This is a genomic window from Nocardioides okcheonensis (genome assembly GCF_020991065.1).
In the GTDB taxonomy this organism is placed as follows: domain Bacteria; phylum Actinomycetota; class Actinomycetes; order Propionibacteriales; family Nocardioidaceae; genus Nocardioides; species Nocardioides okcheonensis.
In genome coordinates this window covers 533,262-545,808 of the sequence record NZ_CP087710.1, presented here as the reverse complement: position 1 = coordinate 545,808, position 12,547 = coordinate 533,262, and the positions used below count along the sequence as shown (strand labels likewise).

The following is a 12,547-nucleotide window of genomic DNA, read 5'->3' as shown; positions in this document are numbered from 1 at the left end:
CCTGCCCTGCGGCGCGCTGAGGACTAGACCGATCCCGCAGAGGCCTTCTCGGCCTACCCCAGATTGGGTAATCTCGGCGATGGTTCGGGGGAATCGGGGGGTGGCGGGGTTCGGGCGCGGGATGCCTGGACCCCGGCTCCCGTATGGGAAGTCGTCGCATCAGCACCACAAGGCCTAGAACTGCTCATTCTTGTGCATACGACGTATGTCGCCTAGCGGGGATGTGGCACGCTTGAGTTTCGATAGAAACTCTCAGTTGCCCGGACAAGAGGCACATGAACTCGACCTTCGTTCGTGCTGGTTGGTACGGACGCGAAGGCCAGCGCCGGCAGCGGTGGTGGTGCCAACCGAAGACGGGTGAGCGCCACCGGTTCACGGAGACCCTGCTACGCATCACGAGCAATGCCGGGGAGGCGCACTCGTGCGCCGAGTGCCAGACCACGCTCCAACCTGGGAGGGTCAGCCAGCGCCCCGGTTGGACGGCTTCTCCGCGCGAGACGTGGCGTGGGCGCTGACCCAGGTCGCGGTCGGTGCCAGCTACCGCAGCACGGCAGCGATGGTGCGGGATCGCGCTGGCCGTCCGCTTGAGAAGCGCCAGGGCACGGGCTCGAACGGGAAGACCAAGCTGCCGCCGGCGACCCAGCACGGCCAACTCGTGTCGGACTGGGTCGACGTGTTCGCCCCGGTGATCTGGTCGGCGTATGCACCCACGGCCTGGTCCACCGCTGTCGTTCTCGACGAGGACACGTTCAAGCACCGCCTCGGCGACGGCTCTTCCGCCCTGGCCTTCTACGTCCTGGCCTTCTACGTCCTGGGCGTCATGGCCCGCGACGGCCGCGGCTGCTCGATCGTGGCTGCGGTCGAGGCCGTTTCCAAGCTCAACGCCGCAGCGTGGTACGCCTGCTCGGCACCCTCGATGGGCAGCCGCAGTGGGTCGTCACCGACGGCGGCGGCGCCGTGGTGAATGGCGTCCGCAAGGCCTGGCCGGACGCAGAGAAGTGGCGATGTGCGTGGCACCTGCAGCGGAACTTGGCCGACAAGTTCCCCTCCGTCGTACAGCAGGACCTCACCGACCCGCTGCACGGGAAGCTGAAGCACGCCCAGCTGTCGGAGGAGAACTGGGACGCCTACCGGACGCTGTTGCGCACGCGTGCCGCGGCCAATGTGGGCTATGCCGCCGCAGAGAACGCCGCCGTAAAGTTCGACGGCCTCATCCGTACCTAGGCGTTCGCGCGTGCTGACCCGAGCGACGGCTACCCGTGTCCACAGGCCCGCTCGAGCAGTTCTTCCGCACCCTTGAGCTCAGCCTCGGCGACCGAGCCGCGCGGCTGACGAACAAGCGCCGCGCGGACGCCCTGCTCAAGCTCCTAGCGGCCAAGCGGAACGGCTGGGTCGACCACGACGCATGGACGACCGTCATGCGCGAACATCTTGACGCCCGCCGCGGCCACCCCGCCGAGCAGCGCAAGCACGTCGACTCCCGCAGCGCCCCTAGCCTGCGCTGAACGCCTAGACGCCCAGGCGGGCGGCGACTTGAGCCGTTCGTTCCGCCGACGCAGGAACACCCGTCCACGGCAGCCGGAGAGGGTCGCCGGTCCAGCGCGGGACGACGTGGAAGTGAAGGTGGAAAACGTCCTGCCAGCCCGCCTCTCGGTTGGACTGGAAGAGGCTGAAACCGTCGGGCTGGAGTCGGTTCTCGAGGATCCGCGCCACGGCTTGCGCTGACCGGATGACTGCAGAAAGGTCCTCTGGCGTCAGGGAGCAGGTCCTCGGTGTGGCGCCTGGGAACCACCAGCGTGTGCCCATCTGTCGCTGGCGCGATGTCGAGGAAGGCGAGAGTGTGCTCGTCCTCGAAGACCACCGTTGAGGGGAGCTCCCCTCGCAGCACTCGGCAGAACACGCAGTCATCAAAGCTGCTCGCCATCACATACCTCCTCAGACCGGCTTCCACTACCGTCCCACGTTCGTCGAGAAGGCCAACGGTCGGACAGGTGCCTACGGCTCGCATCCTCATCATGCGAGACGAGCTTCAGCGTGTTGTATCCACGCTAGGCGACACGCGGCATATGCGCGCGCCGCGGTGAACAGCACCAGAGCAGCGGCTTCGTGACGTTCACGGGTACGGGGGCGCGCGGGCGGTTCCGCATCAGTCGTTAGGGACAGCGGGTACGGCGACTCGAAAACGGCTCCCTGTCGGTGCGAGGTTCTCCGCGGAGACCGTGCCGCGGTGAGCCTCGACGATGCCATTGACGATGGCGAGGCCAAGTCCTGCGCGCGAAGTGTGCACGTCCTGGAGCGCGGGTCCTCGGGAGTGCGCGCGGCGGTGCCTCGGTAGCCGACCCCCAGAGGCACTCACGCTCGGCGTCGGGGATGCCGCCGCAGTCGTCGGTGACGGTTAGCTCGACCCAGCGACCCCACGCGCGGCGACGTGGACGGTCCCGTCGGCCGCGGTGTGTCGGATCCCGTTGACGATCAGGTTGGCGAGGACGCGGGTGAGGCCTGCCGGTCAGCAGCTATCTGCAGCCCGTGCGCGACCTCGCCGTCCAAGGTGACCGGGCGGGTGCGGGCGACGGACTCCGCGGCGTCACCCGCTGCCTCACGAAACTGTCAAGGCGGTGACGGGCTGGACGGCTGGACTTGCAGGTTCTTGGCGCGTGGAGCGGTGTACACCTCGCTGCACGCACGAGTCGGATGCGTCCAGCGAGGCGGCAGCGCGGAGGTCGTCCACGTCCCGCGTCTTCTCGACCCCGTGCGTAAGGGGTGCGAGTCGTGGCCGACTCGCCTCGATGCGCATGGGACCGTGGGGGGTGGACGCTCGCGTCGAACGCCTTAGGCATGGACGACGGCATCTAAGCGGCGGACCTCATCGAAGTGGCGTTGCGCGGCGTAGGGCCGCGGAACATGTGCAGAATCGAAGGCGTGACCTCACGGCATGGTCCGACAGGCTGAGACGATAACGTGACGGGTGCATTGGGTGGTGGCATCAGTGACGGAGTGCGGATGCCAAGCGACGACCGACCTGTTGTCGTTCCGCGTACCGGATCAGCGATTCAAGGCTGAGACTCGTGGCGGAAGCGCACTCTCGGGCGGAGCATGAAGGTGATGGACGACGTGGACGACGTGGACGACGTGGACGACATGGACGACATGGGCGAACCTGCGGGAAGTCAGCTTCCGCCGCATGCTCAGCGGCAGGTTCTCGAACACTTGTTGGCTGTGCTTGAGTCAGCCAAGAGGGTGCACGAGGTCAATCTCCTTGGCCAGATCGAATACCACTTGCAGCAGGGCAACGCGGTTCGTCTCGCATCCGTCCTCCGCGGCCAGGCCGACAGTTGCCGTCGGAACATTGCGGAATGGAGTGCAATAGCCGATCACTTCGACGCAATGGCGCACATCATGGAGGTGCAAGGCGAAGATTGCGGGTAACACTTCAGTTGCAACCCGCGGCGCAAGCGGGGGCAGTCGTCGGTCTAGGGCACCCAGGAGTGTGTTGTGCGGCAGGTCCGCCCAGCCGCAAGCAGGGATGCCTCGCTCCGGGCCGGTTCCACGAGCTCGGCGGCGAGTTCGCGAACGTTCGAGGGGCGTCCATCGAGAACGCCATGCGAACGCGCAGAGCCGATATCGGAATCGATGGTTGTCGCGCTGCATGTGGACGCCTCTGCCTGTTCCACGAGGCGCCACCACGACAGCGAGTCCGCGAGTAGCCAGACCGTCGAGTTGACCGTCGCCACAGCCCCGGTCGCCAGGGCTGCCACGAGCGCAGACTTCAAGCCCGGGACGAGCAACCACGGACGGTTGGCGAGCACCATGCCCAGGAGCAGGCGCCACCGGCCACCGAACTGAGGCAGGACGACCCGTTGCTCTCCGTCCTCGGTCTTGGGCTCCGACATGGCGCTGAGAAGTGATCGCACCGCTCGACGCGATCGAGCATGTGTCCGGATCCCGCCAAGTGCTGGCAGGGAGAGCACTGCGGTCCGCTGCGCTCGGTCGGTCTGGACCAGCAGGTGTCGACCTTCATCGTCGTGAAGCGGGAGCTCGGTCAGGCCGACCACGAGATCCCACTCCCGCTCGCGGGCCCGGTCCTGCAATCGGCCCACGGCGGTCTCGACGTCTTCAGAGCCGGTCGTGAACGGTTCACTCATCACCGTGATGTCCCACGAGACGTCCCCGTGAGGCGGACTCACGTCACGCATCCGCCGTGCGATCGCGGTCGGTGCGGCTGGATCTGCAACGAGGCCGACCCGAATGTTCTTCATAGAACATGACACCTCATCCGTCGCGTGATCGCTATCGCGACGACTGCCGATTGTGGGCTCTTCCGAGTTCCGGTGGGGGCGGTGAGCGGCGCGCCGACGGCGTGATGTCCGGGTGAGAGGCGTCGAGACCTTCAAGATCGGTGGCGACCAAGCACACCGGACCGGAAGGTCTCGACGTTGTCCGAGCCTACGGCGGAGACTGCTGCGCGCCGTTTGACCCCACGGTTGAGCCGCTCAAGAGGGCGTGGTCGACCGGATCTTCGACCAGTGCGCTTCGGTGCCGCACCGCGTGGCGTTCGTTCCCAACCGTGCGTCGCGGGCGCTACTCTCCGGCTCTGCGCATCGCCGATGGGGCGCTCTCACAGAAATCGGGGGACAACATTGTCCAGGTTCAAGATCAGTGTTGGGTTCGCGAGTGTCGCGTGCTTGGGGGTAACGACGGTCTTGGCGCCGCCAACCGCCTCGGCCGTGCCTTCGAATCCGGCACCGACCGCTGGCGAGGTAGGCAACGCCATCGCGGCTATCAACCAGTTGGTGACCGCCGAGACCCAGGTGTGGGAGCACAATGCCGTTTCGCCACGTCTAGCGGCCCGCCTGTCCAAGCGAGCTCGGATCTCGAACTCGGTCGCCGAAGAGATGGTCAACCGGGCGATGATGCTGCGCGGGACCGTCGCCGACGCCGGACTCGACGTCACCGACAGTTCGGCGGACGTCGCCACTACGGTGACCAACATTGCTGACGCTCCCGGTGGACCAGAGCGTTTCTTGGTCGAGGCGACCATCGAACGCACGTGGGTCGAGTACGACCCCACGGATGGGACGTCGACGAACGTCGGCATGACTGACACCTACAACTACGTCGTGACTGAGGCGGGCACGCAGTCAGATTCCAAGGTGAGGCTGGCAAAGTACGACGTGACACCCGAGGGCCAGGCGTCCGCCGATGAGGGTACTGGGCCTTCATTGCCCGAGAGCTTCGAGTCGTCCACGACGCAGCCGGCATCTACTCCTGATCGAGCAGTGCACCGGAAGACCGAAAGGCGCAACGGCGTCGACATCGACCCGAGCATCTTCCGGAACTACCTGCTCACTTGGACCGCGTACGGGGACGAGACGATGCCGTCCGGGTACCCGAAGTTCAGCAACAACTGCGCGAACTTCATCTCGCAGGCATACCACCAGGCGGGCTGGTACGTGACCGGTGGTGTGAATCCGAATGACACCAACAACTGGGACTACGACCTCACTGGACCTGCGGGCGCTACGGACACCTGGGCTACCGCGAGGGTCCTGTACTTCTACGCTCGGGACAAGAAGGGCCTGAGGGTGATGTCGAACATCTGGAACGCACAGCCGGGAAGCACGTACTTCATGGACTGGGAAGGCGATGGGGTCATCAACCATGTCGCCGGCGTGTCTGGGCGGACCGCCGACGGGACGCCGCGTATCAGCCAGAAGACGTCCAACAGGCACAACATGCTTCTGCCGACGTGGAAGGCGATCGTCGACGGTTCGAACCCCAACGTGAAGTGGTTCGGCCTGCGCGAGTTCCGCGGTTAGGCCCACCCACCTCGGTGTGCCGGACTCGGTCCGGCACACCGAGGCGACAGATCTGGAAGGCAGCGTCACATGTGGAACGTTCTCGGATCCTGGACCGCGGTAGCCATCTTCGTGGTCGGGGCTGTTGCAGTTGTGGTGTGGCGTCGTCGAGGTGATCGGCCCATGATCAGTGGCCTTATCACCATCCTGATCGGGGTCGCGTGGGGGTACGTGCTGCTCATGCCGCTGGCCGTGCCGGGGAGCAGCGAAGACGTACAGTGTTCGAACACCACGTTGAACGCCGTCAACGAGCCGGATCCAGTCGGTCCCGACACGACTTCCGCGATGCAGAACACTACTGAGTCATGCCGCCGAGCAGCTCGCTGGCGCTACGCCGGCGGCGTCCTTGTCCTCGTGTCGGGCGCGTCGGCCCTCAGCTGGCGGGGACGCCGTGCTCGTGGCGTGGACGAAGCAAGCGGAGCGGCGCGTGGCACTTCGCCACGCTGAGTCGCGGGTTCATCCACGTCCGGGTCACCCCCGCCGGTTCGCGAGCGCGACGAGCTCTGGTACCTGTCGATCGCTTCGAATATGGGGCTGTTTCTAGTTCCGGCGGGGTGAGCGGCGCGCCGACGACGTGATGTCCGGATGAGAGGAGTCGAGGCTCTCAAGATCGGTGGCGACTAAGCACACCGGACCGGAAGGCCTCGACGTTGTCCGAGCCTACGGCGCGTCCTACGGCGCGTTCTGCTGCGCGCTGCCATCACGACTCGCCCTACTGCTCGCGCTGCGACCTGCTCGTTGGGCTCGAGGGCCTGCACGTCACGGCCGTCGAGGTCGACGTCGATGTGGCGCAAGCGGACCTGGCGGTGCCAGGAGCCCTTGTGCCCAACGAAGGTGTTCACCGAGCAGGACGCCGAGATCGCGGCGCCACGAGCGCTGCTGACGACACGGGCGTGTTGGTGGGCGATCAACCAGATCCGCCGCGAGCACGCCTCGATCGCAGGCCTGGCGCGGCAACTCGGCACAACGTGGAACACCGTGTGGTCCTCGATCCGACCCCTGCTGCAGGCGATGGCCGATGACGAGGACCGGTTCGCCGGTGTGCAGCGGCTCGGCGTCGATGAGCACGTGTGGCACCACGTGTCCGAGTTCCCCATCGAAGACGGCGGCCGCGGACCCAAGTTGCTGACCGGGATGGTCGACCTCACACCCGACGAGAGCGGGAAGCCCAAGGCCCGGCTGCTGGACCTGGTGCCGGGCCGCACCGGGAAGGCGTACAGCGACTGGCTCACCGAACGCGGTGAGGGCTTCCGCGACGGCGTCGAGGTCGCCACTTTGGACGCGTTCTACGGCTACAAGAACGCCATCGACGACCAACTCGAGGACGCGACCGCGGTGCTTGACGCCTTCCATGTGGTCAAGCTCGGCACTCAGGCCGTCGAGGAGGTCCGACGTCGAGTGCAGCAGGAGATTCACGGCCACCGCGGCCGCAAGAACGACCCGCTCTACGGCATCCGCACGATCTTGCGCTGTGGCCAGGAGAAGCTCACCGGCCGCCAACGAGCCCGACTCGACCGCGCAATCGCTGCCGACGAGCGGCACGATGAAGTCCTCGTCGCCTGGTCGTGCGCCCAGAAACTCCGCGCCGCCTACCGAGCGAAGGACCCACCGAAGGCCGACGGATCGCCGAGGACCTCATCACTTCGCTTCCCACCTGCCCGATCCCCGAGGTCAAGCGACTAGGGAAGACACTGAAGCAGTGGCGTGCGGCGTTCTTGGCCTACTTCGACACCGGCCGAGCCTCCAACGGCGGGACAGCGGCGATCAACGGGCTCATCGAGCTCCACCGCCGCGTCGCCCGCGGCTTCCGCAACCGCGAGCACTACCGACTACGCATGCTGCTCATCGGCGGCGGACTCGCCCACCCCCACCTCAGGTAGGAAGAGCCCGATTGTGATGTCGCTGGTCATTGGCCGTCGGTGCTCCTTCGGTCAGATGTGGGGTGCGACTATCGATGCCGTTGGTGTGCCATTCGGATCTCGGCTGCTTGTTTCATTGACGGCAGGACCGGGTCTGGCGAGGCTCGGTTCAGGCGCCCGGGCTGTCGCTCTCATTTCGGCTGCCCATGCTGGTCGTGTGGCTCTCATTTGGCCTGCTTAGCCCGGGCGTCGCCAGGGCCAGGAGAGGCTCAAGAGGGGTTTGCCCAGCTCGAAGCAGCGTTGCCCTCCCGGCTCGACAACCCAACAGTGGTTCGAGCATCGGAGGAGCAGATGGACGACGTGAAGAGTCAGGTGGTGATCGGGATGGACCCACACAAGCGGTCGGTCACGATCGAAGTGATGACGGCCGACGAGACCGTCCTGGGTGGCGGCCGGTATGCCACCGACGAAGGCGGGTTCGCCGAGATGGAGCGCTATGTCAGCCGGTTCCCCGACCGGGTCTGGGCGATCGAGGGCTGCTCCGGGATCGGGCACCACGTCGCGATCCGACTGCTCGCCGCGGGTGAGGAAGTCGTCGACGTGCCACCGAAGCTGTCCGCACGAGCGCGGGTGTTCGCGACTGGGCAGGGCCGCAAGACCGACGCCACTGACGCTCACTCCATCGCACTCGTCGGGACCCGGATGACCGGGCTACGTCCGGTCGTCAACGACGAGCAGCTCGCCGTGCTGCGGCTCCTGGTCGACCGGCGACGCTCGCTCGGCGAGGAGCACACCCGCAAGACCTCACAGCTGCATCAACTGCTGCTCGAGCTGATCCCCGGCGGTGCGAAGCGCGACCTGTCCGCCGCCCAGGCCAAGGCGCTGCTGGCCAAGGTCCGGCCGCGCGACCTGGTCGGCAAGACCCGACGACGTGTCGCTGCTGAGCTCGTCGCGGACCTCGAGCGGATCTACGCCCGGAAGAAGGAAGCGAACAAGGAGCTCACCGAGCTGGTGAAGGCCACCGGCACCACGCTGCTGGACCTGCACGGCATCGGACCCACCGGTGCCGCCAGGCTGTTGGTCGAGGTCGGTGACATCACCCGGTTCCCGAACAAGGCCCACTTCGCGTCTTGGAACGGCACCGCACCACTCGACGCTTCTTCCGGCGACCAGGTCCGGCACCGGTTGTCGCGCAAGGGCAACCGGCAGATCAACCGGGTCCTGCACACCATGGCCCGCGTGCAGTTGCGCAATCCGACCGAAGGCCGTGCCTACTACGACCGCAAGAAGGCCGACGGCAAGGCGCCCATGGAAGCCATGCGGTGCGTGAAGCGTCGGCTGTCCGACATCGTCTTCCAGACCATGCTCAACGACGCCGTCCGCGCCACCGGTGCGACGACGAACAGGGGAACGAGGACGGGCCCGGGAGGACAACGGGGCGACGACTCTGACTCCAGCGCGGCCGGCTCACAGCCCCACACCAACTCTTCGGACAAGTCACTTCCCGGACCCGCCAGACAACACCCTAGAACCCCACTCCCTGCTGCGTCTTGACACAGAGGGGTGCCAGATCCGGATGCTTCATCTCGGTCACAGCGGGAACCGCGGGGAACGCGGCTCTGGGTCTCCTGAATGATCGCGCGCGGAGACCTGAGTCCTCGCACGGCTCGCGCTTGCCCGCGTCCACCTGCGGCTGGCCCGCACGACGTTCGTGGTTGAGCTCGACCCTGTCTGGAACCGACTTTGGCAAAGAGATGGGGGAGCGCGAGCGACTTGAGCCGTGGACCGTTTATGGACCGTAAACCCTCTCGAAAGCAGTCAAAACAGGCCCTCTCCAGCCAAGAAAGCCACTCTGTCCCGTCGATCACCTGTCCGCGTTTGTGCAGGTCAGAGCCACTTTGCTCAAACGCTGTCAGAGAATCGACGTCCTTGGCGTTGTGCATGCTGAGTCTCAGGGGGTCGCAGGTTCAAATCCTGTCAGCCCGACCGAGAAGTGGCCTCTGACCTGCGGAAGACGCGGGTCGGAGGCCACTGACGATTGAGCCACACGAGCTCTGGATCCGTTCGTGGGCCGGGGACGTCGCAGGTCCGACCTCGGTCATCGCGGGAGCAGGGGCTTCAGACCTGCACCACGTGTCGTGGATCCGTGCCTCTGCCTGACCCAGATGTGACTCGTGGCCCGTTCACGGGACCGGGAACGAGCCGAACGCCTGGTGCGGGCTGCTGCGGCCGGGGAGGGTTGGGTTCGATGCTGCGAAGGAGTCGGACGGGACGGCCAGTGCGGCGCTGTGGTCCGCGCCGACGTCCACGGACAGGACCTGCCACCTGGCACGGAGCTCCGGGCTGGGGTCGAGGCCGTCGACGATGCCCACCCCTTCGGCCTTGAGCAGGGCCTCCAGACCGGTCCACACCGCGTAGAAGGCACGCGTGGGATCGGGCGCCGCACGCACGGCCGCGGCGTCGCCAGCGCCGAGGTGATCGCGGACCAGCTGGTCGAGGTCGGGCAGTGGTCGCACCCGTTCGACGTCGATGCCCACCGGGCGGTCGGCCAGCGCGACGGCGACCAGGCCGTCGGTGCGGGAGACGCTGACGTGCCCGTTCTCCGCCAGCGGCGCCCGTCCCGGCCGTCGGGTCACCCGTCCCGCGCCCAGCTCGCGGAGCAGGTCGTGGGGCGGGGTGCCCGCCGGTGCGATCCGGACGGCGACGGCGTCGGTACCGGGGACGGCGGGGCTCAGGCTCACCCGCGCGTCAGCCTCCGGTACCGCGCCAGCACCAGCGGCATGAAGACCGCCAGCACGGCCAGCGATGACAGGACGGCGTACAGCGTCGGGTGCTGGAGCGACCAGGCGTCGGGCTGGGGCAGGCTGGCCGGCGTCGGGTTGCCGAGCAGGTCGCGCACCGAGGTGGCGACCGCGGAGACCGGGTTCCACGCGGCGAACTCGCGCAGCGGGGTCGGCATGTTCTCGGCCGACACGAAGGCGGTGGAGATCAGGGAGAGCGGGAAGAGCCAGATCAGCCCGGCGCTCTGCGCGACCTCGACGGTGCGGGCGAAGACGCCGACCGTCGCGCCGACCCAGGACATCGCGAAGCCGAACAGGACCAGCACGCCGAACGCGACCAGCGCGTCGCCGGCAGAGCCCTCGACCCGCCAGCCGACGAGCAGCCCGCACAGCGCCGTCACGACGAGCGTGGCGACGCCGACGACCATGTCGGAGACGGTGCGCCCGAGGATGACCGCCAGCGGCGACATCGGCAGCGAGCGGAACCGCTCGACGATGCCCTTCTGGAGGTCGTTCGCGAGCCCCACGGTCGTGAAGGAGGCGTTGAAGACCATGCTCTGGGCGAAGATGCCGGCCATGAGGAACCGGCGGTAGTCCTCGCCGCCCAGGCTGCCGCCGAACACGAAGGCGAACAGCACCACGAACATGATCGGCTGCACCAGGCCGGTGGTGATCCGGCCCGGGATGCGGGCCACGTGGCGCATGTTGCGCCCCGTGAGCACGTAGCCGTTGCGGACGGTCTCGGCCGCGGCGGCGAGCAGCGTCGCCTCCGACGTGCCCGACCGGGTCTCGGTGGGAACGGCACTCATGCGGTGCCTCCGTCCTTCGGGTCGCCGGCGCCGTGCCCGGTCAGCGCCAGGAACACGTCGTCGAGTGAGCTGCGGTGCAGGCCGAGGTCGATGAGCTCCACCTCGTCCCGGGACAGGTGGGCCAGCAGGTCGGCCATCACCTCGGGGCCGCGGTCGGTGGCCACGGTGGCGCGTCCGGTGCGGGGGTCGACCGACGCCGTGCCGACGCCGACCGTCTCGAGGGCGCGGGCGGCGGCGGCGAGGCCGCTGTCGTGGCGGACCCGCAGCGCGATGGTCGCGCCCTGGACCTGCTCCTTGAGCTCCTCGGCGCTGCCCCGTGCGATGACGACGCCGCGGTCGATCACCGTGATCAGGTCGGCCAGCCGGTCGGCCTCCTCGAGGTACTGAGTGGTCAGCAGCACGGCGACGCCGTCGACGAGGAGGTCCTCGATGACGGCCCACATGTCGAGGCGGCTGCGCGGGTCCAGCCCGGTGGTCGGCTCGTCGAGCACGACGACCTGCGGGCGGGCCACCAGGGCGCCGGCGAGGTCGAGGCGCCTGCGCATGCCGCCGGAGTACAGCCCGGAGCGGCGACCGGCCACGTCGGAGAGCCGGAAGCGCTCGAGCAGCTCGTCGGCGCGGTCGGCCGCGCGGCGGCGGGACATGCCGTACAACCGCCCGAGCAGGTGCAGGTTCTCGAACCCGGTCAGGTGCTCGTCGACGGCGGCGTACTGCCCCGAGAGGCCGAGGGCCCCGCGGGCGGCACGGCTGTGGGCGACGACGTCGTGGCCGGCGATCTCCGCGCGGCCCTCGTCGGCGCGCAGCAGGCCGCAGACGATCCGGACGGTCGTGGTCTTGCCGGCGCCGTTCGGCCCGAGCAGGGCGTGGACGGATCCCGGAGCGACCTCGAGGTCGACGCCGTCGAGGACCTGGTGGTCGCCGAAGCGCTTCCTCAGGCCGCTCGCCCGGAGCGCGGGCCGGGTCTGGGCCGGGCCGATGGGAAGGACGGGGGCGGCGATCGAGTCAGCCACCGACCGCGACCCCCAGCGTGGCGGGGTCGTCCCAGTTGTCCTCGATCCACGCCATCGCGTCGTCGCGGGTGGCGTCCTCGAGCTCGGCCTGCCAGCCCTCGGGCACGGCGACGAAGACCGGCCACAGCGAGTGCTGTCCCTTGGCGTTGACGAGCACGCAGTAGCGGGCGTCGGTGTCCTCGAACGGGTTGGTCATCTCGCTGCTCCTCGGGTGGGGTGGGCGGTGATGCGGCA

The 12,547-nt window shown here is 67.8% G+C and carries 12 protein-coding genes and 2 pseudogenes; 7 read left to right on the top strand and 7 right to left on the bottom strand.

From position 1 onward, the window contains the following. Nucleotides 1-499: 499 nt before the first annotated feature. From LN652_RS02515 to LN652_RS02505, 3 genes are read left to right on the top strand one after another with little or no spacing between them, the layout of a single operon-like run. Nucleotides 500-964 carry a hypothetical protein gene (locus LN652_RS02515; protein ID WP_230443137.1) on the top strand — a complete coding sequence of 155 codons (465 nt, stop codon included), beginning with the start codon at nucleotides 500-502 and terminating at the stop codon, nucleotides 962-964. Continuing rightward, complete coding sequence (locus tag LN652_RS02510; RefSeq protein ID WP_230443136.1) at nucleotides 892-1,224, top strand: transposase; 333 nt, start codon at nucleotides 892-894, stop codon at nucleotides 1,222-1,224. Before LN652_RS02515 ends, LN652_RS02510 begins: the two co-directional genes overlap by 73 nt. 35 nt (nucleotides 1,225-1,259) lie before the next feature. Continuing rightward, nucleotides 1,260-1,505: a hypothetical protein gene (locus tag LN652_RS02505; protein ID WP_230443135.1), complete on the top strand. Its 246-nt coding sequence runs from the start codon at nucleotides 1,260-1,262 to the stop codon at nucleotides 1,503-1,505. Between the two features lie 4 nt (nucleotides 1,506-1,509). On the opposite strand, the pseudogene LN652_RS02500 reads toward LN652_RS02505, so the two are convergent. After that, nucleotides 1,510-1,924: pseudogene (locus tag LN652_RS02500) on the bottom strand (HIT family protein). A 222-nt stretch (nucleotides 1,925-2,146) separates the two neighbouring features. Beyond that, the gene (locus LN652_RS22100) at nucleotides 2,147-2,356 is read right to left on the bottom strand and encodes an ATP-binding protein (RefSeq protein WP_407941516.1); all 210 of its coding nucleotides are present in this window, start codon (nucleotides 2,354-2,356) and stop codon (nucleotides 2,147-2,149) included. Between the two features lie 737 nt (nucleotides 2,357-3,093). Here LN652_RS22100 and LN652_RS02495 point away from each other — a divergent pair. After that, the gene (locus LN652_RS02495; RefSeq protein WP_230443134.1) at nucleotides 3,094-3,426 is read left to right on the top strand and encodes an RNA-binding protein; all 333 of its coding nucleotides are present in this window, start codon (nucleotides 3,094-3,096) and stop codon (nucleotides 3,424-3,426) included. 44 nt (nucleotides 3,427-3,470) lie between these two features. On the opposite strand, the gene LN652_RS02490 is transcribed toward LN652_RS02495, so the two are convergent. After that, the gene (locus tag LN652_RS02490) at nucleotides 3,471-4,256 is read right to left on the bottom strand and encodes a hypothetical protein (RefSeq protein ID WP_230443133.1); all 786 of its coding nucleotides are present in this window, start codon (nucleotides 4,254-4,256) and stop codon (nucleotides 3,471-3,473) included. Between the two features lie 534 nt (nucleotides 4,257-4,790). Here LN652_RS02490 and LN652_RS02485 point away from each other — a divergent pair. The 3 genes and pseudogenes from LN652_RS02485 (at nucleotide 4,791) to LN652_RS02470 (ending at nucleotide 9,268) form a co-directional block, all read left to right on the top strand. Beyond that, nucleotides 4,791-5,816, top strand: a complete 1,026-nt coding sequence (locus LN652_RS02485; RefSeq protein ID WP_230443132.1) for an amidase domain-containing protein — start codon at nucleotides 4,791-4,793, stop codon at nucleotides 5,814-5,816. Between the two features lie 822 nt (nucleotides 5,817-6,638). Continuing rightward, nucleotides 6,639-7,735, top strand: a pseudogene (locus LN652_RS02480) (ISL3 family transposase). 279 nt (nucleotides 7,736-8,014) lie between these two features. Then, entirely contained in the window at nucleotides 8,015-9,268 is a 1,254-nt protein-coding gene (locus LN652_RS02470; RefSeq protein WP_230443129.1) for an IS110 family RNA-guided transposase, read from the top strand. A 629-nt stretch (nucleotides 9,269-9,897) separates the two neighbouring features. Here LN652_RS02470 and LN652_RS02465 read toward each other — a convergent pair. From LN652_RS02465 to LN652_RS02450, 4 genes are read right to left on the bottom strand one after another with little or no spacing between them, the layout of a single operon-like run. Further along, nucleotides 9,898-10,455: a 4'-phosphopantetheinyl transferase family protein gene (locus LN652_RS02465; protein ID WP_230443128.1), complete on the bottom strand. Its 558-nt coding sequence runs from the start codon at nucleotides 10,453-10,455 to the stop codon at nucleotides 9,898-9,900. After that, the gene (locus LN652_RS02460) at nucleotides 10,452-11,303 is read right to left on the bottom strand and encodes an ABC transporter permease (RefSeq protein ID WP_230443127.1); all 852 of its coding nucleotides are present in this window, start codon (nucleotides 11,301-11,303) and stop codon (nucleotides 10,452-10,454) included. Before LN652_RS02460 ends, LN652_RS02465 begins: the two co-directional genes overlap by 4 nt. Then, on the bottom strand, nucleotides 11,300-12,313 hold the full coding sequence (locus LN652_RS02455) for an ATP-binding cassette domain-containing protein (protein ID WP_230443126.1): 1,014 nt from the start codon (nucleotides 12,311-12,313) through the stop codon (nucleotides 11,300-11,302). Before LN652_RS02455 ends, LN652_RS02460 begins: the two co-directional genes overlap by 4 nt. Further along, nucleotides 12,306-12,509, bottom strand: coding sequence for an MbtH family protein (locus tag LN652_RS02450; RefSeq protein ID WP_230443125.1), 204 nt, complete (start codon nucleotides 12,507-12,509; stop codon nucleotides 12,306-12,308). The genes LN652_RS02455 and LN652_RS02450 overlap by 8 nt, the downstream gene beginning before the upstream one ends. Nucleotides 12,510-12,547: the final 38 nt, after the last annotated feature.